23 protein-coding genes are annotated in these 22,746 nt (G+C 44.6%); all 23 read right to left on the bottom strand.

Going from position 1 to position 22,746, the window contains the following annotated elements; all coding sequences use genetic code 11:
* Positions 1–6: 6 nt before the first annotated feature.
* Complete coding sequence (gene fliR / locus AB6C75_RS04060; RefSeq protein ID WP_009848542.1) at positions 7–789, bottom strand: flagellar biosynthetic protein FliR; 783 nt, start codon at positions 787–789, stop codon at positions 7–9.
* Between the two features lie 6 nt (positions 790–795).
* Entirely contained in the window at positions 796–1,065 is a 270-nt protein-coding gene (fliQ, locus tag AB6C75_RS04055; protein ID WP_009848543.1) for a flagellar biosynthesis protein FliQ, read from the bottom strand.
* Between the two features lie 11 nt (positions 1,066–1,076).
* Positions 1,077–2,006 (bottom strand): flagellar type III secretion system pore protein FliP, encoded by a 930-nt coding sequence (fliP, locus tag AB6C75_RS04050; RefSeq protein WP_372107002.1) that lies wholly within the window; start codon positions 2,004–2,006, stop codon positions 1,077–1,079.
* On the bottom strand, positions 1,993–2,433 hold the full coding sequence (fliO, locus tag AB6C75_RS04045) for a flagellar biosynthetic protein FliO (protein WP_009848545.1): 441 nt from the start codon (positions 2,431–2,433) through the stop codon (positions 1,993–1,995). Before fliO ends, fliP begins: the two co-directional genes overlap by 14 nt.
* A complete protein-coding gene (gene fliN / locus AB6C75_RS04040) occupies positions 2,433–2,843 on the bottom strand; it encodes a flagellar motor switch protein FliN (RefSeq protein ID WP_004739851.1) in 411 nt (136 codons plus the stop codon). Before fliN ends, fliO begins: the two co-directional genes overlap by 1 nt.
* A gap of 29 nt (positions 2,844–2,872) precedes the next feature.
* Complete coding sequence (gene fliM, locus AB6C75_RS04035; RefSeq protein ID WP_009848546.1) at positions 2,873–3,916, bottom strand: flagellar motor switch protein FliM; 1,044 nt, start codon at positions 3,914–3,916, stop codon at positions 2,873–2,875.
* 7 nt (positions 3,917–3,923) lie between these two features.
* On the bottom strand, positions 3,924–4,412 hold the full coding sequence (gene fliL, locus AB6C75_RS04030) for a flagellar basal body-associated protein FliL (RefSeq protein ID WP_372107000.1): 489 nt from the start codon (positions 4,410–4,412) through the stop codon (positions 3,924–3,926).
* 110 nt (positions 4,413–4,522) lie between these two features.
* The gene (locus AB6C75_RS04025) at positions 4,523–6,637 is read right to left on the bottom strand and encodes a flagellar hook-length control protein FliK (RefSeq protein ID WP_372106999.1); all 2,115 of its coding nucleotides are present in this window, start codon (positions 6,635–6,637) and stop codon (positions 4,523–4,525) included.
* Between the two features lie 182 nt (positions 6,638–6,819).
* Positions 6,820–7,257, bottom strand: coding sequence for a flagellar export protein FliJ (fliJ, locus tag AB6C75_RS04020; RefSeq protein WP_009848549.1), 438 nt, complete (start codon positions 7,255–7,257; stop codon positions 6,820–6,822).
* A 22-nt stretch (positions 7,258–7,279) separates the two neighbouring features.
* Positions 7,280–8,599 (bottom strand): flagellar protein export ATPase FliI, encoded by a 1,320-nt coding sequence (gene fliI / locus AB6C75_RS04015; protein WP_009848550.1) that lies wholly within the window; start codon positions 8,597–8,599, stop codon positions 7,280–7,282.
* Positions 8,599–9,399: a flagellar assembly protein FliH gene (gene fliH, locus AB6C75_RS04010; protein WP_017101963.1), complete on the bottom strand. Its 801-nt coding sequence runs from the start codon at positions 9,397–9,399 to the stop codon at positions 8,599–8,601. Before fliH ends, fliI begins: the two co-directional genes overlap by 1 nt.
* Before the next feature lie 126 nt (positions 9,400–9,525).
* A complete protein-coding gene (fliG, locus tag AB6C75_RS04005; protein ID WP_012603439.1) occupies positions 9,526–10,584 on the bottom strand; it encodes a flagellar motor switch protein FliG in 1,059 nt (352 codons plus the stop codon).
* Positions 10,577–12,319 carry a flagellar basal-body MS-ring/collar protein FliF gene (gene fliF, locus AB6C75_RS04000; protein WP_017099171.1) on the bottom strand — a complete coding sequence of 581 codons (1,743 nt, stop codon included), beginning with the start codon at positions 12,317–12,319 and terminating at the stop codon, positions 10,577–10,579. The genes fliG and fliF overlap by 8 nt, the downstream gene beginning before the upstream one ends.
* A 15-nt stretch (positions 12,320–12,334) precedes the next feature.
* Entirely contained in the window at positions 12,335–12,646 is a 312-nt protein-coding gene (gene fliE, locus AB6C75_RS03995) for a flagellar hook-basal body complex protein FliE (protein ID WP_009848554.1), read from the bottom strand.
* Between the two features lie 132 nt (positions 12,647–12,778).
* The gene (locus AB6C75_RS03990) at positions 12,779–14,188 is read right to left on the bottom strand and encodes a sigma-54 dependent transcriptional regulator (RefSeq protein ID WP_009848555.1); all 1,410 of its coding nucleotides are present in this window, start codon (positions 14,186–14,188) and stop codon (positions 12,779–12,781) included.
* A 33-nt stretch (positions 14,189–14,221) separates the two neighbouring features.
* Positions 14,222–15,262, bottom strand: a complete 1,041-nt coding sequence (locus AB6C75_RS03985) for a PAS domain-containing sensor histidine kinase (protein ID WP_372106997.1) — start codon at positions 15,260–15,262, stop codon at positions 14,222–14,224.
* 196 nt (positions 15,263–15,458) lie between these two features.
* Positions 15,459–16,922, bottom strand: coding sequence for a sigma-54 dependent transcriptional regulator (locus AB6C75_RS03980; protein WP_012603437.1), 1,464 nt, complete (start codon positions 16,920–16,922; stop codon positions 15,459–15,461).
* Between the two features lie 226 nt (positions 16,923–17,148).
* Positions 17,149–17,559 (bottom strand): flagellar export chaperone FliS, encoded by a 411-nt coding sequence (gene fliS / locus AB6C75_RS03975; RefSeq protein ID WP_009848558.1) that lies wholly within the window; start codon positions 17,557–17,559, stop codon positions 17,149–17,151.
* Between the two features lie 12 nt (positions 17,560–17,571).
* Entirely contained in the window at positions 17,572–17,877 is a 306-nt protein-coding gene (locus AB6C75_RS03970) for a flagellar protein FliT (protein WP_017101962.1), read from the bottom strand.
* 3 nt (positions 17,878–17,880) lie between these two features.
* Positions 17,881–19,887, bottom strand: coding sequence for a flagellar filament capping protein FliD (fliD, locus tag AB6C75_RS03965; protein ID WP_372107033.1), 2,007 nt, complete (start codon positions 19,885–19,887; stop codon positions 17,881–17,883).
* A 70-nt stretch (positions 19,888–19,957) separates the two neighbouring features.
* Positions 19,958–20,383: a flagellar protein FlaG gene (gene flaG, locus AB6C75_RS03960; protein ID WP_017101960.1), complete on the bottom strand. Its 426-nt coding sequence runs from the start codon at positions 20,381–20,383 to the stop codon at positions 19,958–19,960.
* Between the two features lie 81 nt (positions 20,384–20,464).
* Positions 20,465–21,595, bottom strand: a complete 1,131-nt coding sequence (locus AB6C75_RS03955) for a flagellin (RefSeq protein ID WP_017101959.1) — start codon at positions 21,593–21,595, stop codon at positions 20,465–20,467.
* Positions 21,596–22,352: 757 nt separating this feature from the next.
* On the bottom strand, positions 22,353–22,746 hold a 394-nt coding region (locus AB6C75_RS03950), incomplete at its 5' end, for a flagellin (protein ID WP_372106995.1).

Here is a 22,746-nt window from a genome sequence, read left to right as displayed (position 1 = left end):
AGTCTCCTAGCACTCTAACCTGATTAGACGACATATCTGTTGTTCGGTTTGTATCCAGAATAACTCGTAGTGACTAAACAAGCCGCCAAGGATATACCAACAAAGCAATAGGCCCACGAGTAGCGCAAATGAGAAACCCAAAGAAAAGATATTTAGTTGAGGCGCCGCACGCGTCATTACACCAAACGAAAGGTTAATCGTCAGCAGCGCAATAATACCAGACAATGACATCGCTAATGCTGTTTTGAACATGATACCCAACCACAGAGCAAGCTCTCTATAATCAACAGAGGTCAAACTTCCACTGCCAATGGGTAAAGTCTTAAAGCTGAACACCACCAGCTGCAGCATTTTCAAGTGACCGTCAGTCTCCAAAAAAAACATGGTCGCTAGCAACATAAACAATTGGCCCAGTACTGGCGTGTTTTGCCCGTTAGCCGGATCCACCATAGAGGCGAAACCCAAACTTGATTGCATACCCAAGATCTGGCCGAGCATTACGAAAGTTTGAATCATGAATTGGGTGACAAACCCCATGGCAACGCCAATCACGATTTGTTCAAATACCGTCAAGAAACCTTGGAAAGAGAGCAGTTCAATCTCTTTAGGAACAGCGGGGATCGCAGGCATCACCGCAAAGGTGATCGCTAAACCTAAATACAGACGAATACGCGGCGACACAAAGCGTGCACCGGTTACTGTCATCACCATCAGCATGGCTGAGATGCGAGTGTAGGGCCAAAAATAATTGGCTAACCACTCTAGTACAAGGCTCGTTGGGTATTCCATATCTTTTTAGTAAAGAACTTGTGGCAAGCGTTCGATGAGTTCGAAAAAGAACTCCATCATCATTTGGGTCATCCAATGTGCAAACATCATCAACGCTAATAACGTCACGATCAAACGTGGTAGGAAACTTAAAGTTTGTTCATTAATCGAAGTAGCCGCTTGGAAAACAGCCACAACCAAACCAATCAGCAGGCTAGGAATAATTATGGCGCAAACCATAATTAGTACCATCCAAAGGGCATCTTGGAACAAATCTACGAATATTTCAGGATTCATGCTTCCCCCAGCTACAAGGCAAAACTGCCGGCGAGTGTGGAGAGTATCAAATTCCAACCATCAACAAGGACGAACAACATCAACTTAAACGGCAACGATACAATCATTGGTGACAACATCATCATACCCATGGCCATCAAAACTGATGCCACCACCAAGTCGATAATTAGGAACGGCAAGAACAACATAAAGCCTATCTGGAAAGCTGTTTTCAATTCAGACGTGATAAACGCAGGAATCAGAACCGCCATTGAAACATCTTCGGGGTTGGTTACTTGTGCACCGGATATCTCAACAAAAGTTTCAAGATCTTTGATTCGAGTTTGTTTAAGCATAAAAGACTTGATCGGCCCTTGGGCAACATCAAACGCCTGTCGCGCTGATATCTGTTCATTCAAATAAGGCTGAACAGCTTGTTCATTGACCTGACTGATTACTGGCGACATGATGAAGAAGGTCAGAAATATCGCAATGCCAATAATCACTTGGTTTGAAGGTGTTTGTTGGAGACCCATTGCCTGACGCAAAATAGACATCACAACCACAATGCGGGTGAACGATGTCATCAAAATAACCATCGCCGGCAAGAAGCCAAGCATGGTCATTAACGCAAGAATTTGCAGGTTAATCGAGTAGTCTTCACCGCCATTGGCATTGGTGGTCATGGTAAATGCCGCTATGCCGCCACCATTACCGGTTAAGCTACCAGTGGTCATAGTCTTCGATTTGGCTTGATCTTGCTGCATCGTACTGATGGTGACCGACTCAGATCCAGCGGTATTCGCAGGAATGACAGTGCCATCTTCAACCTGTGCAAATACTGACACGCTAAATACGAGAGAGCAGAATATGATGAGCTGAACCAACCACACTTTCACCGTACGGAAAAATCCGGCATGGCAAAAGTAAAATGGATTCAAAAATCCGTTACTTGTTTGCATCTTTTTTTATTAGCTGGGAAAGCTGACTTGAAAATGTACTTTTTTCCAGCATCTCCTGAGTAAGAGGTTTATCGAGCTTAGAGATCAGCTGAATCGATTGTGTGGTAATGCCTACCAAGAACTGTTCATCACCCGCTTGTACAATAGCGATACGTTCTTTTGTGCCTACCGGAATTTGCCTAATAATAGCCAAACCTTGTTGATTCGACATCGCAGGCACTTGCATTCGCTTCAGTAGCCAAGCAATAAATAAAATGAAGGCTATAACGAAAATTAGCGACCCAAAGGTGGTCGCTAAATCGAGAGAAGGAGGCGTTGCAGCAAAGGCAATAGAAGGAGTAGCAAGTAGCCCTACTCCCAAGACTCTACGAGACAAACCTGTCATTCCGAGAGAAGAGCCCGCCAGTCTTTGAGACAAGAAGCCCATTAACGCAACTTCTTAATTCGTTCTGTTTGACTAATAACGTCTGTCAAACGAATACCAAATTTGTCATTCACCACAACCACTTCTCCATGAGCAATCAGAGTGCCGTTAACCATCACGTCAAGTGACTCACCAGCAATTCTATCTAGCTCAACAACCGAACCTTGGTTCAATTGAAGTAAGTTACGGATACTAATTTGAGAGCGGCCGACTTCCATTGAGATAGTCACTGGGATATCCATAATGGTATCCAGCTTACGACGCTCATCTTCTGAAATTGGAGACGATGAGTCGGTTAACTCATCAAGTGGTGCCGCGAGAACATCATCAACATCGATTGACGGTGCTGAAGGGTCTTCACCAAGTGCTGCAGCCCATTCGTCTGCTAGCTTTTGATCTTCACTAGGTTCCATTACCAATTCCTATACTTTTATTTACTTTGCTATTCTTCATCTTCGCTATTTTCCAACTCAGACATTAAGTCTTTGCCAAGAAAGGCGAGATCGGTTTTGACCACATGAGGTCTTTCAATTTTTTCAGAAATCTGTACCGCGAGCTTCTCTCCGGAACGGCCCATTTTAACACGATAGGTCGGCAGTTCTTCAACAAACATGGTTGCATGCTCAGGCATATTCATCGGGATAACATCCCCAGGACGAAGTTCCATCAAATCACGCAAAGAGATATCTTGCTCGAGCAAATTGACACGGAAGTTGACTGGCACATCCATGATTTCATCACGCAATGCTGAACTCCAACGAACGTCGGTTTCCATTTTATCTGATTGGACACCAGCATCCAGCAGTTCACGAATCGGCTCAACCATTGAGTAAGGCATAACCACATGGAAATCACCGCCGCCGCCATCGACTTCAATGTGAAATGAACTCACAACAATCACTTCGGTTGGACTCACAATGTTAGCCATACTTGGGTTTACTTCAGAGTCCAAGTATTCAAACTCAACGCCCATCACGGGAGACCAAGCTTCTTTGTAATCTTCAAAAACAATTTTCAGTAGTAACTGAATAATTCGTCTTTCTGTTGGTGTAAATTCGCGACCTTCAATCTTGGCGTGAAAACGACCATCACCACCAAAAAAGTTCTCTACGAGAATGAAAACTAGCCGAGCTTCCATCGTGATTAGCGCAGTACCTTTTAACGGGCGGAAGCGAACCATGTTTAAACTTGTGGGTACATAGAGTGTGTTCTGGTACTCACCAAATTTCATCATCTGTACGCCGTTGATCGACACTTCAGCCGTCTTACGCAACATATTAAACAAGCTAATACGCATATGGCGTGCGAAACGCTCGTTAATAAGTTCAAGGGTCGGCATTCGACCACGAACGATTCGATCTTGTGATGAGAAATCAAAATTGACCGTATTGTCACTTTCGGTTTCTAAGACATCTTCAACGTCTTCCACATCATCAACGCCATGTAATAGCGCATCAATTTCGTCTTGGCTTAATAAATCGGTCACATATTACCTATTGAATTACAAAGTCAGTGAATAACACTTTTTCAATTACCGGCTGGCCAACAGCTTGAGTTAAGCTTGCTTTAATATCTTCAGTCGCCTTGTTCCGCAGTTCAACTCTGCCGGCAGGAGATCGTAATTGATCGACCGTCGCCGAAGCGAATGTAGCAAGTAGTGCGCTTTCAACAAGTGGAGAGTGGTATCGAGCGAGAACTTCATTCTTCATACCACGTACCATCAGCTGTACTTTTATCTGAACTAAGCGATCTTTCTTATCGCCCGTAACGTTAAATAAGAAAGCTTGAGGCACATTAACATAGACCACTGGATCGGCACCCATGAGTTTAACCTCAGCTGACGACCCAGCACCCTCAGCCTTATCATCGGAACCCATTAAGAAAAATGCGGCACCACCACCTCCAAGTAACAGCACAACAACCGCGATAGCGATAATAAGGAGCTTACTCTTTCCTTTCGGTGTTTCTTGTTCTTCTGCCATATTCAGCTCTAACTTCCTGTTCTTCTATTAACTAACTGTACTTTCTATTAACTAACTGTTCTTCTATAAGCTAACGGTTCTTTCTATTAGCTAAGTGTTTTAGCCTGATACTAGGCATAATAACTAATTCCATCACGCTTTGACGTGACATTCAATTCAAGATTGCTGTTGCTATCAAGGTTTTCATCACCTTGACCATCATTTATACGGTTAGAGCCTGATTGTTGCTCACCATTATTGTACCTGTCTTGCCCCTGACCAGTATTCTGCTGCTGAACTGAAGACTCAGCAAGCTGCATCCCTTGCTGAGCGAGCATCTCCCTCAAACGAGGTAAGGTTTGTTCAATAACCTCTCTCGCTTGTTGGCTACCGACAGTAAAGTGCACGTTCGCCACGTCATTATTCATGGTCATGCGAATTTTCATCTGCCCCAACTCTGGTGGGTCAAGACGGATATCTAAGTTCTTGAGATTCTTAGACATCATCATTTGGACTTTTTCCGCCACCTGGTCGTTCGCTAACTCTTTAGTGAGTTGCAAAGGTGCCTGTTGAGCCGCTTGAATTTCAGCTCGCGTAGGTGCTGAACCCACCGTAGCTGTACCTTGTGCGCCAGCGGCCGAGGCTATCTGCTGAGCAAAGGTCGAATCTTTAGAATCTTCTTTAGCACCGGCTTTCCCCAAACCAGACAATGCCGCGGCACCTGCGCCCGCTTTAAGAAGCGCATCAGTAGAGCCTGCTTTTGTAGTGACTGGTACTGCATTCATCGCGATCCCTTGCGCGGTTAAAGCTGGATCCAACGTTGCTTGCTGCTGAGGTGAAGCAACATTAGCTTGTTGAGCGGCTGCATGTGCATTGTTGGCGTGCAGCATTGCTGCCTTATCCGTAAGAGCATTGTTTGTTGATTGAGAAGCGGCCTGCGCTGACACTTGTTGTGCAGCCGTCGCTACAGCTGCTGTTGATGCCGCAGCTAAAGCTTTAGTTTCGCTTGAATCCGTATTATCCCAATCAATAGCTGCGGGTTCACCAGACGCGCTGTTCACAGCCGGAGCTTGATTTAGCAAAGCCGTTGCTTGTTGTTGAACGTTAGTGAGCTGTTGATTCAACAGGTCTAAGTTAGAGGTCGCTTTAGCCAAAGCGGCTTGCTCATCAACCGTCAACTTAGCACCACTTTGTTGCTTCTTAAGCAAGCTATCGATAACAGACTGTTCTGATTCGATTTGTCCATTCAATTGTTTTAGTGCTTTGGTATGGGCATCAACCTGCTTGGCTAGTTCAATATCCGCAGCTGAGAGCGCTTGGCTCTGTTCGGCCACCGCGGCGCTAGCCGCATTCTTTTGACTCAGCTCTCGGTTCATACTGGCTTCAATTTGTTCTGAAGTGACGCCTTTATCCATCAACTGTCGGATTTCATCATCAGTCAGCTGAGACACACCCTTACCTCCGGTAAGAACAGCGATTTCAGAATCCACCTCAAGACTATTCTCTTGGGTTGCTGCATTCGTTTGTTGTGTCGCCTCATCCGTAATGGAAGCGACTGCAACTGAAGCTCCGGGGATATTACCTGGGGCTTTATCTACCTGACCTTGCTGAGGCAAGCCTTTGCCGTTTGGCGCTTGATTTAGAGTTTTGTTTGCCTCATCCAATTGACCAAGCAATTTATTGCCTTCATTCATCGCTGCATTAGCTTGCGATGCTTGCGTAGAGCCATCTACAGCTGATGTACCCTGAGTTTGGGATTGAGCAACCTGCTCTTTAGAATCATTCGTCGTAACCTGCGCATCTTTACCATCCGCCTTATCTGCGACAGTTTTATCAGCGACAGTGCTATCAGTACCCGAATTGGCTTTGAGCTTAGCCTTAGATCCAGATGCAGCCTCTGCAGATGTTTCCTCAGCTGCTTTCTCGCCTTCTACTTCTGAAGCGGCTTGCTTGCTTTGCGCTTCGTTCACTTCGTCAGTAGCCTTTGATTCAGCTGAATCACCTTTGTTCGCTTCGGCTGACGCTTCACCTTCGGTAGAGGCCTGTTTAGCATCAGGTTTCGCGGTGCTTTCTGTGTCTTTTGCTGCGACTTTACTGTCACTTTCTTCAAAGCCTAGTGCTTCTTTGAAAGACTCAAAGAAACCTTTAGAGTCTCCAGTTTCTTCTACCTTTGAAGAGGCAGAACCGGAGTCCAACAACGATGACGTTTTGTTGGTCGCTGAATTTGAGGAAAGACTAACATTCATATATACAAGCTCTATCTACTAGCTTTGCTGCCATGAATCAGACAACAAAAAGAAAGTCGGGTGCTTTTTATGCTTTTGATGAGCATAACTCGCAATTTGATATAAAACAGAGCAAGAAACATGCCTATAAGTTTTAAGTTTGCCATCTGAAGAGCAACACTTGCGTCATTCGTGAATTAGGTTCAAATCTTCTTTCGGCTATATAACAGAGTCGAGAACTCATCCATTTGCTTTTGCTCTCTTTGATCTTGCAGCTTTGCTTTTTCTTTCTGCTTTTTCTCCATCAACCACTCGTAGGATTTACGCTTTTTTCGTAACTCCATCCAATAGTTTTGGCAGTTATCGACCTGATTTTTAAAGTGATGCTCCGCTTCTCTCTGCTTAGAGAGCGTTTCATCTAATTGCGTTAAGAAACGGTTTAAGTGACCATATTGGCTAGCCGTTAATCCTGCCTTACCTCGGTCAACAAGTTGCTGGCAGTAATCAAGTCGATATTTTTCAATCTGTTCGACCTGTTCGTAGTAACCCTGCAGCTCGACATTCGCTTGATTCAGCGCCAATACAGCTTGGTTCTCTTGGTCTTTCGCTTGATCGAGAAGAAATTCTAACGCGTTATCCATGATTGACCTTATTCAACACGACCTAACCGCCTAACACATGCTTTAACATGTTGACGCACATGTCATAGGGAACCGTTTCTTTCATTTTCTGTTGTAAGTACTCGTCCAACCTCGGTTTCAAAGTGAAAGCACTGTCGATTGCAGGGTCTGTTCCCGGCTTGTAAGCACCAATCGAGACCAAATCTTGATTTTTCCGGCATATAGACAGTACTTGTCTAACGGCTTTCGACATCAAGACATGTTCTTCGGTGGTGATTTGAGGCATAACACGACTGACGGATTTCTCAACATCAATCGCGGGATAGTGGCCAGCATCAGCCATCTCACGAGATAAAACAATGTGACCATCAAGAATCGCTCGCGATGCATCGGCAATAGGGTCTTGTAAATCATCACCTTCTGTTAAGACGGTAAAGAAAGCAGTGATAGAACCTTGTTCATCGTTACCATTACCTGCTCGCTCCACCAGTGCAGGAAGCTTGGCAAACACAGACGGCGGATAGCCTTTGGTTGCTGGCGGCTCACCCACAGACAGAGCGATTTCACGCTGCGCCTGAGCGAAACGAGTCAATGAGTCCATCAGTAGTAAAACATCTAGACCTTGGTCTCGGAAATACTCGGCTACAGCCAGTGCGGTTTGACAGCCTTTTAAACGCATCAATGGAGACGAATCCGCAGGAGCGGCGACCACAACAGAACGCTTACGACCATCTTCGCCAAGGATCTCTTCAATAAATTCTTTTACTTCTCGTCCACGCTCACCAATCAACCCCACCACTACCACTTGCGCGGTTGTACCACGAGTCATCATCCCAAGCGTAACCGACTTACCCACACCGGAACCCGCAAACAGGCCGATACGCTGCCCTTTGCCCACCGTTAGTAAGCCATTAATCGCTTTTAAGCCAACATCAAGTGGCTCAGAGATAGGTTTACGAGCTAAAGGATTGATTGGCTCAGCATTAAAGGAAGCGCGTTGCTCGGTATAGATTGGACCTAAACCGTCGAGCGGATTACCTACGCCATCGATAACACGACCAAGCAACTCCATTCCAACAGGGATACCGCTTTCCGACGTCATCGGTGTCACGCGAGCGCCAGGTAAGATCCCAGTAATTTGTTCACTGGGCATCAAAAACAGGTTATCGCCAGAAAAGCCAACCACTTCGGCTTCCATCTGACCAGACATGGTCTCTACTAAGCATAAGCTGCCAATTGGCGCTTTGCAGCCGGTCGCTTCAAGCGTTAGTCCAACAACACGAACTAGTTTGCCTGAAGCAATTGGTCGTGACTTTAGCCCCTCGACTTTGTATTGGCTAAGACGGTTCGCTAACTCAAGCATTACTCATGACCTTGATGACGATTTACACCACAGAAGCTTTGAATGACGTTCTTCACGCGCTCTTCCATGCGGTAGTTAACACTCGATTCACCCGCTTCAATTTGTACGTCGCCGCGATTGAGTGCAGGCTCTGATACCAACGTCCAATTACGAGAGTCCAATTCCGTTTCGCCATACGCTGAGCGTATTATTGCAACGTCTTCAGGGTTTAGCTTCAATGTGATCGCGTGACCTGAGATTGGCAATGACTCTACCGATTCTTTCACGGTATCTAGTATGATTTGTGGGTTGGTTTGCACTTCAACATGAACCACTTCTTTGACCATAGTCAGCACCATGTCCACCAGTTGCTTCTCTACCTGAGCATTCATCAGCTCTAATGGCTGAGCGAACTGGTTGGCTAGCCCCATAAAGATGGCGACTTGCTGCTGAATGTACTCTTGACCAGCAGTAACGCCTTCCAGTTTGCCGGCTTCGTTGCCCTCTTCGTGACCTGCGGCAAACCCTTCTTCTTTGCCTTTTTCATAGCCTTGTTTGAAGCCGGCTTCTTGACCTTGGTGCAACCCTTCTTGATAAGCGCCCTGCTTGATCAGGTCGATTTGCTCTTCCGTTAGAACCAGCTCTTCGTCTTCAATGGCTTCTTCAACCGTTGGCATCCAGCCAGGATCGTAGTTAAAAGCCGTTTCTTTAGCTTGTTTGTTCACATCAGAGGTATAGTCAGGCAGCCCCCATTTCTGAGGTTGGGCAACCGTATTATCTTCTTCAGGGCGAAGGAAGCCGCGTTTTCTATCACCTGACATATCAGTACCTATCTATGAGTTCGTCCAACTGCGTTGTAGATTCAAGCAATTACACGGTAGTTAATCTGTGGTTTGAGGTTGGATAAAGAAAAGCCCCAACAATGTGGGGCTCTTGAGGTTTCTGTATTAAAGGAACTCGTCGGCGCCACCAGACAGCATAATCTCGCCACTGTCTGCCATCTTCCTCGCAATACCCAAGATCTCTTTCTGAGCCGCTTCTACATCAGAGACTTTAACTGGCGGCATCGCCTCAATATCGTCTCTCATCATATCAGCTGCACGCGTAGACATATTCTTGAAGATCTTCTCACGTAGGCTTTCATCAGCACCTTTAAGCGCTTTCTGTAGAACGTCTTGTGGAACATCACGCAGCAATCGCTGAACACCTTGGTCATCAACTTCAATAAGGTTTTCAAAGACAAACATAAGATCTTGGATCTGTGTTGCCATGTCTTCGTCTTGATCTCGAATTTGCCCCATCAAGATGCCTTCTACATTATTGTCCATGTAGTTCATGATCTCAGCAGCGGCTTTCAGGCCACCAATTTTGGCAGCTTGAGCACCCGCTTGACCCGCAAACTGTTTCTCCATGATTTCATTCAATTCAGCGAGAGCTGAAGGTTGAACTTCTTCAAGGTTAGCAATACGCATCATCAAATCAAGGCGAACACGCTCAGGGAATTGAGATAAGATCTCCGCAGACTGATCCGATTCCAAGTAAGACAGTACGATCGTTTGAATCTGTGGGTGCTCGTTGATAATGATGCTTGCCACCTGACGAGGATCCATCCACTTAAGAGAATCCAAACCTTTAGAGCCTGTACCCAACAGGATTTGATCGACAAGGTTATTCGCCTTATCTTCGCCCAGCGCAGCTACCAACGCATTCCGCATGAAGTCTTCACTGCCCATACCGATGTTGGTGTACTTCTGAATATCATCTAAGAAAGCGCGGTGCACAGCACCTACTTTTTCTTGAGACCAATCCGTTGAACGTGCCATTGCACTACCAACACGCTGAACCTGTTTAGGTTCTAGATGGCGAATGATACCCGCAGCATCTTCTTCACTTAAACTTAGCAACAAGATCGCAGCGCGCTCTTCGCCTGAGATAGACTCGATATCGACACTTGCGACATCAAGCTCACCACCTTCTGCTTGTTGTGGAACAATTTCGTTAGCCATCTGCCACCCAATTCTTAACTACTTGAGCTGCTAGCTCTGGTTCATTCGCTACAAGTGCACGTACTGCTTTCAGTACGTCCTCATCTTTGTGAAGGTTAGGTAGGTCGATACTTGAACCAAATTCAAATAACTCACCACCTTCAATATCACCACCAATTAAACTGGTTTCGCCGTCAGCACCAATTGGCATGCCGTCGGGTCCGTACATTTGATCGTCATCGTCTGCTGCTGGGTTAAGCAGTTTTTTCATTGCAGGGCGAACCAGCACCAATACGACAACAATAATAACCAACGCACTCGCAAACCAACGTACCCAATCATTAAAGTGTTGGTGCTCCCAAATTGGTACGTCAGCAACAATATCCGTTACTTGAGGTGCAAATTGCATGCTTAAAACATTGAGTAAATCACCGCGGTTTTCATCAAAACCCACAGTGCCAATCAATACCTGACGTATCGCGTTAATTTCGCTTGCTGGAATTGGGGTGTGAACCACTTCTCCTGTATCAGGGTTCAGTGATTGGCGATCTTTGATTGCAACGGATACGGTCTGACGATTAACCGTGCCGCTCTGTTTTCGCTCATGACTAATGGTCGTGTCCAGCTCAAAGTTGCGGGTCGCTTCTTTGTGAACCGAACCTTGCCCCATCATCGTACCATCTTTCATCTGAGCCACGTCCTGGGGAATCGATGCATCAGCAGGAGGCTGGTTACTCAAAGCCCCTGGAATACCAGCCACAACGTTGCCGTTATTGTAGTCTTCTAATGTATATTCACTTCGGGTTGCTGGAGTATTCGGATCAAAACGCTTTCTTGTTTGTTCCACAGCACTAAAGTCGAGTTGAATATCAACCTGAGCCGTGTAGTTACCAAACCCAAGAATCGGAATCAAAATGGAGTCAATTTTTTCACGTAGCGCTTGCTCTTGATTACGCTCTAACTCGTGCTCTTTTCGGCGTGCCGCTGACATCGGATCCTGAGAGCCAGAGCTCAAAAGTCGGCCATGCTGATCGGTCACCGTAATTCGCGAAGTTTTCATCCCCGGAACGGCACTAGCCACCATGTCCACAACAGAATCAACTTCTTGCTGCTTGAGGTTCGTCCCCGTTTTAAGTGTCAGGAATACTGAGGCAGAGGCTTCTTGATTGTGACGAACAAAGACACTTTGCTTAGGTAAGGCAAGTAAAACTTGAGCTTTACGTACCTGCTTCATCTGTTCAATAGCTTTAGCAAGCTGTCTTTCACGACTTAGTTTAAGACGCTCTTTCTCTAAACGTTGTGATACACCAAAACCCATGTCTTGCATGAGGATATCATCACCGGTGTTTCGCTCTTGGTTCAAACCCGCTCGAACCATATTTAACTTTAATGAGTTATATTCACTCGCTGGTACCGAGATGGTGTTCCCTTCAAGAGAGTACTCAATCTTCTGCGTATCCAAATAATCAAGAACCGGGATCAACTCTTCTGTTTCGTAAGCCCCTAATGGACGCATTTCTGGCTCTTTCACCCAGAAAAACAGCATTACAATAAGCGCTACACAGATCGAGATAGAAAGAACTAAGACGACTTGACGAAGCAAATCGAGATCACCGACGGCCATATCGAACTTAGATGAACTGCGCTCACCTAAATCGGTATTTTGCCCTTCGCCATCTAGATCAGAGCTTGCAATAAGTGCGTGGTCGTTGCTATCGCTTACGGTTAAATCTGTTGTTTGACTGTTATCTGCCACTATTTACTACCCAACTTATACCGGCATGTTCATCAGCTCTTTGTACGATTCGACCAATTTATTTCTAATTTGGATCGTCGCTTCAAAAGCCACACTAGATTTATTACGAGCAATCATCACGTCAGATAAAGACACGCTTTGATCGCCACTGTCAAAACGAGTTTGAAGATTACCAGAGGTCTTTTGTAATGAGTTCACATTATTGATGGCATTAGTCAGCATGTTGCCAAAATCTGCACCAACCGCTTGGCCCGTTGCAGCAGGACGCGTGCTGGCAGCTTCAACCATCATTGCCTGCATTTCGCCTTGTAAACCATCTATTCTCATTTACTACCTCAGGAGTCAAAATTATGACTATCTATTTAGCTTTATTATTGACAGAGCAATTAACGTGCCATGCATCAATTTGACTAGCTATCGTAATACACTAGTCAGAAAGCTGACACTACTAATTTATGTTCAATTTGGAATATCTATTCCAGCATCACGCATTTTCGCTAATTTATAACGCAATGTACGAGGGCTAATGCCTAGCTTTTCAGCCATATCTTTACGTCGACCATGACAAGCAATCAATGTTTCGAGAATGATCGCATACTCTTGATCTCTAAGTTCATTTCCAAGCCCTTCGCTACCTGCCACGACTTTATTGATAGGATTCGCTTCAGCAATCGGCTTAATTTCTGGCGCTGCAACACTGTTCCCTTCAACGATCTGTTGTAGTCCAGTTGCGTCTTGCCAATCAACACCTTCAAGTAAAATATGTTCGCCTGAAATATTTTCTTGCTCACTCAAAATTAGAGCGCGCTGCACGACATTATCCAGTTCACGTACATTTCCCGGCCACGGATAATTGACGAGTTTACTAATGGCTTGCTCAGACAGAACAGGAACAGGCATTCCTAGTTTAGTGCAATGACGTTCCACCAAATGTTTCGCAAGCGGCGCAATATCGCCTTTACGTTCACACAGCGCTGGCCAAGTAATTGGAAATACATTCAGTCGGTAGTATAAATCTTCACGGAAATTCCCTTCAGAAACATACTGTTTTAGGTCGCGGTTACTGGTTGCTAGAACACGGACATCCAATTTTATGCTCTTGCGGCTACCAAGACGTTCAACTTCGCGCTCTTGCAACACTCGCAGCAATTTCGCTTGTAGGCTGAGATCCATTTCGCTGATCTCATCCAACAAAATAGTACCGCCTTGAGCTTGCTCAAATTTACCCGGACAAGCTTGAATCGCACCGGTGAACGCACCTTTATCGTAGCCAAACAGTGTTGCTTCCAACATATTGTCTGGAATCGCGGCACAGTTAATCGCAACAAACGGACCGTCTTTACGGCTCGAAGCGTTATGAATATAACGAGACATGACCTCTTTACCAGAGCCACTTGGCCCTAGCACCATCACGTTGGCATCGGTTTTAGCCACCTTGTCAGCCAGCATCATTAGTTTGATACTTTTCTCATCGGCAACAATAGCATCGCCATTGTCATCCGACTTTACGGGAGCGTAACGGCTCACCATGTTTAACAGCACTTCTGGCGCAAATGGCTTTGCCATGTAATCGATAGCGCCTTCTTTCATTGCCGCGACCGCATCTTCAATGTTGGCATAGGCCGTCATCAATAGAACCGGAAGATTTGGCCAATGCTGCTTGATGTTTCTTAGCAATGCTAAACCGCCCATACCGGCCATCTGTACATCAGAGACCACGATATCAACAGAGTTTGATTTCAATTTTACCAGAGCATCTTCCGCACAATCCGCTTCCAGCCATTCATAACCAGCAAGCGCGAGTGTATCGACAAGGGCTTCGCGTAGACCTTCATCATCTTCGACGATTAACACTTTGCTTTGAGCCATAGGATTCTCCAGTGTAAATTCAGTTAAAACTTATTAGTCTTCAGAAAAAGAGCTTCTTTCCAACGGTAGACACATGGTAAAGCATGCGCCGTCACCCTCTTCTGATATCAATTCCAGTCGACCTTCATGTGCTCGGCATACCATTTGTACAACCGCTAAACCGAGACCTGTGCCTTGAGAACGAGTGGTAAAGAAAGGTTCCATAATCTTACCTTGTAGTTCTTTAGGCACTCCGGGGCCACTGTCTTGCACTGATATCTTAAGTTCACCGTTTACGGGTCTAAAAAACACATCAATCTGCGATTTCTTGCCAGCAATTTGAACTGCGTTCAAAACTAGGTTACTTAAAGCAGAAGCGATAGCATTGGCGTTGCCAAACATTTGAGTCTTTTCATCTTCAACTTCCTGACAATAATCAATCTGGTTGCTTTTTAACGCAGCCTCCACCATAGGATGAAACTCAATGATGAGTTCCGCGATGGTGAATGGCTTAACCACCTTGTTGTCGCCACCTTTGGCAAACAACAGCATGTCATTCACTTGTTTCTCTAAATCATGCAACCTATCCATCAGCTTAGATTGAAAACGCGTTTTTGTTGCCGGCGGCAAATTTGGCGCGGCAAGGTTTGATGCATACAGCATTGCACTAGAAAGCGGCGTGCGAACCTGATGGGCAAGCGAAGCGACCATTCTTCCGAGTGAAGATAAACGCTGAAGATCGCTCACACGAGACTGAAGTAAGCGAGTTTCTGTCAGGTCTGTAATCAAAATAAGCTGACCTGTAGTCGAAGCTGAAATCGCTAAGCGCACTTTTCGCCCATTCTTCAATGAGATCTCATGCCCATCATCGTCCCTTGGTTCAAAGGCATTTTGTATTACCGAAAACCATTTCTCGCCAACCAACTCAACCCCGAGAATACGGTGTGCTTCAGGATTCGCTTCTCTCACTTCACCATGTGTATCTAACAAGATGACCCCCGCAGGCATAACATCGAGCACTTGCTTATAGCGCTCAACCTGTTGCTCAACAGAATCTAGATGTGATTGATTTTCTGGTTCGTTAGATAGGTGCATGTCAAAAATTTGCCTCAAATACTAAAACAGCCTGACATGTACAACACAAGTCAGGCTATTTGCTATATTTATCACATAGTTAAGCAAGCAACAACTCGACTATGGTTTATCTGTTCGTTTAGCTAAAGTTGCCAAAAAGCTAAAATGCTAAAATGCTAAAGTGTGTACTAGTTTTCGTTTTCATCGAAAATAGGCACTAACGCTGCAAGTTATATTTACGCATTTTTTCGACCAGAGTGGTTCTGCGCATTCCAAGCATGTCAGCAGCGCGAGCAACAATACCGCCCTGAGCCTCCAACGCTTGATTGATCATATTCACTTCCATATCAGCGAGTAGTTCTTTCAAGTTAACCCCTTCAGCGGGTAAATCTTGAGGTGCGTTCGCATTGTCAGCAAGCTCATCGTGCTGCTCAAAACTGAAGTCTTCTGAGAACAAGTCAGAAAGAGCATCTCGCTCTTGCTCTTCCTCTGATGCAAAATTATTAAACTCTGGCTGAAACTCTGGGATATCACTGTATCTATATTTAGTTGGTAGATGATTCACATCAACCAAGCTATTTGGATATAAAATAACCATTCGCTCAACTAAATTAGCTAACTCACGTACGTTGCCCGGCCAGCAATGCTCCATCAAAGAGTTGATTGCACGGGGAGTAAAACAGATTGGCATGCCACCTTCAGCTTCCATTCTGGTCATCAACTCCTGAAGCAATAGGGGAACATCTTCTTTTCGCTCCTGAAGCGATGGCATTTCAATTGGGAAAACGTTCAAGCGATAGTAAAGGTCTTCACGGAACAAATCATCTTCGATCATGTTTTCAAGATTGCGGTGTGTTGCCGCAATCACTCGAACATCAGCTTGAATGGTACTATTGCCACCTACACGTTCAAAACTGCGTTCTTGTAAAACACGAAGCAACTTAACTTGCATCGCCATTGGCATATCACCAATTTCATCAAGAAACAGTGTACCACCTTCAGCCAACTCAAAACGGCCTTTACGTGCGGTAATTGCACCAGTAAACGCGCCCTTCTCATGACCAAACAGTTCACTTTCGAGCAAGTCTGGCGGTATAGCGCCACAGTTTACGGGAACGAAAGGTCCTGAACGACGTTTAGAATGATAGTGAACATTACGTGCTACAACTTCTTTGCCCGTGCCTGACTCGCCAAGAATCAATACGTTTGCTTCAGTAGAAGAGACTTGTTCAATCAAGTGACGAACTTCTTGGATACCAACACTCTGCCCAACTAGACTACGAAAAAGCGTGTTCTTACGCGCTGAAGGTAAAATTTGAACGCCTTTACGGCCTAAGAAGTCTTTACAGTGTCTCAGTGCATCACTTAATTGCGGATAGTTAAGAGGAAGTTCGAGTTCACCAACAAAGTTAGTAAGTTCCTCAACCGGGTAATCGTTTTTGCCAATCACCAGTAAAGGGATGTGATTAACATGAACAAGCTTTTCATTCAGTAATGCGAAGCCTTTGGCTTTAATTGAACCAATGATGCAGCCAGCCCACTGTAGGGACCAGTCAACTTTGTGTGCTTGTTCAGAGCTGATTACTTCGCAGCTCTCTCCTACAAACTCTAATATTGTGCTTAAATTGTGACGATTTTGAGCGTTATCATCGACGACAAGCAGTTTTGCCAAACCTTGCATAAGTAGGAATTATTGCCTTTATTTTGGTGCGATGCGGAAATTGGTAAGCGACGTAAGAGACAAAACAGAGAAAATATCAATGATTATGATCTACGTGGACAAATCTAGGAAACCAGCAACGAAAAAAGCCATTAGGCTATCTAATGGCTTCTATTTTATTTGATTATAAAAATAAGGCAACCAAGCAATTCAGAGATATGCAATTGGTTTAAACTGGGATGTTTCTTTAAATACCAACATCCGCAGACGTTAAATTGTGATATTCATTCGGAATTTGGTCCCAAGCGCTCTTAATTTCGCGGATAATATCGATAACATCATCAATTGGCTGAGGATCATTTTTGTGATTTGCAGCAGAAATTTGCGTGATCATAAACTCATAAAGTTGATCTAGATTTTTCGCAATGTCGCCACCATCGGACATCGATAGGCAACTACGCAGGCTAATAATGATATCTAGAGCCTTACTCAGTCGCTCACCTTTCACCGGGATGTTGCCCGCTTGCATTGCCGCTTTACCTTGAATTAAGCGCTCGATAGCACCAGCCATTAGCATCTGAACAATTTTATGCGGTGAGGCAGCTGTAAGCTGACTATCCACTGATACCTTTTTATATGCCTGTAAAGAACCGCGCATAGTAAACCTCTTCTATAAAAACTTTTTGTATTGTTGAACTGATTTGGCACCATGTCGGTATTTATGTAAGTTTTTACCTACTCGACCAGTCTCAGACTGCATCAGTTCGACCAATTGTCTTGTTCTCGAAATGGCTTCAAACCACTCGGAGCTTTGCTTAACGTCGGGATATGAATCGATTAATTGAAGCACGTTTTGCAATAACTGTTCTCTGTTATCGACAAGATGCACTATTTCTTCAGCATTAATTTCACTATATTCGAGCTTAGACATAATTAATTGATCGAGCTCACAAAGCTCTTGAAGCAGTTTGCTCATCTATTAGCCCATTGCACTCATCATGCTGCCCAACTGAGATTGCATCTTGCTGGTCGCATCCTGCATCGCAGTGAACTTGGAGTGCGTACGGCTCTCTAGGCTATCCATGCGTCGGTCAAGCGCGCTTTGATCATCAACCAAACGGTAATTTTGTTCGACTAAGCTCTTTTCTCTCGTGCGGATTGAGCCCGTAACACCCGTGATCCCTTGAATCGCATCTTCGACTTTTTTGGCGAAACCGTTGTTGCCGCCAAAGAACTCACCCAACTTATCAAAGTGATTGTTAAGCTGACGATCAAGCATGTCGTAGTTGATTTCTAGCGAGCCTTGTCTTGTGGTGGTGATACCAAATTCAGTCAAAGACTTAAGGTTGTCAGGCGCGTCTTCAATGCTTGAAGAGAACACACTTTTTAGTCGCGAGTCTGCGTTACGCACTGTACTGTCACCAGAAAGAGGGCCTTTTTGACCTGTCAAAGGGTCAACACTCGCCAAACCTTTAGATACTTGGTAAAACTGATTATAAGAGCTAACAAAAGCTTCAATATCTTCACGAACACGATTACGGTCGTACTCAACACCAATTTCTGCTGGCGGCTTATCTTTTGGCGTTTTACCTTTAACCGTAATATCAATACCTTCAACGGCATCTTCAATCACATTATTATTGCTAGAAAGCTGAGCGACACCATCCAGAATGACCATTGAATCTTGTCCAGCTTGCACTTCAGTCATGCCGCTGTATTGGTCAAAAGACTGTTGAGCCAAAGCCAGATTAGCTTGAGCTTTATCAACCTTCTCTAAATGTGTTCGTTCCCCCGGAGATAACCTAGCTCTCTCTAATTGCTGAGCCTGCTCCGGGGTTAATTCACCTTTCTCAACTCTCTTCGCTAACTCTGAACGTTCCTCAACCAATTTACTTTCTATTCTGGCTTTCTCGGCATCGAGCTTCTGCTGCGCTTCTTTGGGGGTAACATAAGAATCCGTCAGAGTACCTGCGGCAGTATTTGACCACCCCGGAATATCAGCGGCTTTCTCGATGGCTTTTTCGTCAAGCTCGAGTTCAGGCCTAAAAAAAGAATCGAGTAATGTGCCCGAAGCGGTGTTGTTCCAGCCTGGGATCGTATCTTCTGGCATCCCTGAAGCCGCTAAGGCGGACGCATCTAGCGCCTTTTGACCTGCCATTGCCGCTTCTTGGCCATAAGTTAAATTATCACGGTCAAATTCAGCGAAAGGATCTTCAGGTTCAACGACAGGTTCCGATTTTCTTTCAAAAATAGGATTGCCGTTTTCATCAAATATGGAATTTCCGTCATCGTCTCGCAGCGGAACAGCAAAGCCGTCAGGAATTGGGTTACCGTCAGCATCCAATTTAGGAGGGGCATCAGCTAAGACGCCTTGCGCTACTGAGCGAGCATCTTCTAAGGCTTTCAGTCTTTCCGATAGGGTTTTATATTCTAATTTTTTTAGAGGGTTGTTATCTTCAGAGTCAACGTGGAGTTTTATTTGATTGTCTTCACCAGACATATTTGAAGCGAGGACTAACCGTGGTCCTTCTTTATCATTAATGATAGAAGCTCGAACACCCGGATTATCCCCAGCGCTGTTAATACCTCTAACAACATCACGCAGTTTTGAGTTAGCACTAACTTGTGTTTCGAAGCTCTCGCTACCAAGCGAAACCTGCAGCTTGCCAGGGCCAAATTTCATGTCATCTGATAGAACATCAGAAGCCACTTTATGGCTCTGGGCAAGCTGCAACACATCGATGGCATATTTGCCAGCGATCGCTTCGGTAGTCGCGGTAGCAGAAACAAGATTTTCATCAGTACTTTCTACTGTTCGCACAGCAAAAGCTTTATCCTGACGAAAGCTTGTCATCAGATCCTTCATCGAATCAAGGGATTCTCTGAGTCTTCCATAGGCACTAATGCTGGTGTCGATTCGCGTTCGTTCATTGTCGATCTGTTGCTGTTTAGGCACACGCTCAGAATCAACAATTTTGCTGACCATGGAATTGATATCCATGCCAGACGAAATCCCCATTGGGCCAAAACTCATTAAACCACCTCAATAATACGACTTAAACCTTAGCCTCCAATATTCCACTATTCGAGGTTTGGGCTGCTAGGCGCCTCAGAATTTCGAGCATTTCTTCGTCGGGAATTTGGCGAATAATATCGCCTGTTGTGGTCTCATAAATAGTGACCACATCTCTCCCAGTCTCTTCATCAACCTTGAAGGCAACACCCTTGTTAAGAGAAGATATAAACTCATTGACCTTCTCAACCATCTTGACACGCTCCTGATCATTTAACTCTTGTCTATGTTGAGCTAATTGAATCGCCGCTTCGGTAGCCATCTCTTTCGATTTTTCTACCTTGCCATGAGATGTTGCTTCTTTTAGTTGTAAAGTGCTCGACGCACTACTACCTTCATCGCTTGCAAATTTAGTGCCATTAGGTGAGCCATAAGGCTGGATGTTCGACGCGTTAGATAATATTTCCATAACACTCTCCCTCCCACCTTTATGAGCCTAACAGTAAAACTCTACCCACAGTAGAGTTTACCGTTACTTACTGAAGTAAGTTTAGCCCAACAAGCTTAGAGCTGCTGATGGTGATTGTTTTGCTTGAGCTAAAATAGAAGTACTCGCCTGTTGTAAGATTTGAGACTTCGTCATTGCCGTTGTTTCTTTTGCGTAATCGGTATCTTTGATACGGCTCTTAGACGCATTAACGTTTTCGTTAATATTATCTAAGTTGCTGATTGCGTGATCAAAACGGTTTTGGAATGCACCGAGAGATGCTCGGTTACTGTCTACTGATTTTAGAGCGCCATCAATAATAGATACCGCGTTGTTAGCACCAGCAACCGATGTTACATCGATATCGTTAACAGTAACGTCTTTACCTGCACCAATCCCTAGCTCGCCCGCCAGACTGCCGCCAAATTCAACATTACCTTCAATTTTTTGGCTAGAAGCAAACAGTTGCAGTTTACCGCCTTCACCTACCGATGCTTGGACGTCTGGACTTTGGCCATTAATATACGTTGCTAGCTCTTCCATGTCGTTGCCTTCTTTCGCAGAAATAGACAACTCTTGAAGATCACCAAACTGATCTTGGTATTTCATCGTTAGAGCAGAGTTTGCTCCTACACGCCAAGACGTATCTTTACCCTCGGTAACACTATAGCTCTTACCGCCCATAGCTTGAGTGTCAGTACGCATATTATTCATCGTCAGCATTACTGCTTCACCAGAATCTGCACCGATTTGGAAAGATTGGCTACCAAAAGTACCGTTCAAAAGCTTGTTACCACCAAAAGAGGTCGTTTCAGCAATACGGTTAAGCTCAGTGTTTAACGCCGATACTTCTTCTTGGATAGCAACACGTTCAGATCTCGTGTTTGAGCCATTTGAAGATTGAAGAGAAAGGTCACGCATTCGTTGCAGGATATTGGTTGACTCATTCATTGCACCTTCAGCAGTCTGTGCAATAGAGATACCATCATTCGCGTTTTTTACAGCCATATCTAGGCCACGGCTTTGCGACGTTAAGCGGTTAGAGATTTGTAGGCCTGCAGCATCATCTTTCGCGCTATTAATTTTATAGCCAGAAGACAAGCGCTCCATTGATTTTTGAGTACCTTCAGCCGCGCTATTTAGGTAGCGCTGAGCCGTCATTGCAGACACATTTGTGCTTACATTAATCGCCATAATTGATCTCCTTTAGGCATTTTTTCATGCACTTATGTGACTCTCACCTCACAAAAATACATGTTTTTCTGTTTTATATACCAGTGTCTCTCTCACCTTACATTGGTACATATCATTTCTCTCAATCCCTTTAACGGCCCCTTAACTAGAAGCTTTAATAAAAAATGCATTTTTTTTCGTATTATTTTAAATATTAAAAAAACGTGAAGTAGCTCGATTAATCTCACGGCATCTTTTAAAGCCGGATTTGTACCAATCACAGTAAGTAAGTGAGCAGAAATAGCGCAGGAAAAATGCTTGAGAACAAGGCAGGGTTTTTCGATAAGTAGTTATTCGCCGTTATCGAGTTTTTTAACAAGCTAGGGTGATAAGTTATTTACTACGATTGGTATTAACACTATGTGTATCAACATCCATCAGAACATTGATATAAAAAAGGATTCCTGATACCTCGCTCTACTCAGTTCTGGAATGACGAAAGGCTACTTCGATACAATAAGCGATTAACGATTAACGATTAAATCATCATTTCCCGACTCGTTCATTCCTTACTGTGAGGAACGAACGTGATAGGGAATCTCGCTTTTTCTTTCCCCCCTGCTCTCGAAAATTACCGTTACCAAATCGCAGGCAATAAAAAACCCAGCCGAAGCTGGGTTTATTTAGCGCTCATCTCTCACCACGAGCTAATTTGTGGAAGCCTAACATTGACGATGATGAACAATAATGCACACGGTCAATGTGGCCTTTCAACCGATTAACCTAGTAGGCTAAGTGCCGAGTTCGGAGCTTGCTTCGCTTGAGCAAGAATCGAGCTTGAAGCTTGAGAAAGGATCTGAGATTTAGTCATCTGAGTTGTCTCTTTAGCGAAATCGGTATCTTTGATACGGCTCTTAGATGCATTAACGTTTTCGTTGATGTTGTCTAAGTTGTTAATTGCGTGGTCGAAACGGTTTTGGAAAGCACCAAGCTCAGAACGGTGGCTATCTACATATTTAAGTGCCGCATCGATAACAGCTACAGATTCTTGAGCACCACCAACAGACGTTACGTCGATAGTATCAACTGTTACTTGCTTACCTGGTTGCATGCCTAGCTCACCAGATAGACCACCAGAGAATGAGATAGCGCCATCAACTTTGTTGTTGCCA

The sequence above is a fragment of the Vibrio sp. 10N.237.312.B06 genome (genome assembly GCF_041464685.1).
Lineage (GTDB): Bacteria > Pseudomonadota > Gammaproteobacteria > Enterobacterales > Vibrionaceae > Vibrio > Vibrio tasmaniensis_A.
This window is presented reverse-complemented; position numbering and strand designations above follow the sequence as displayed.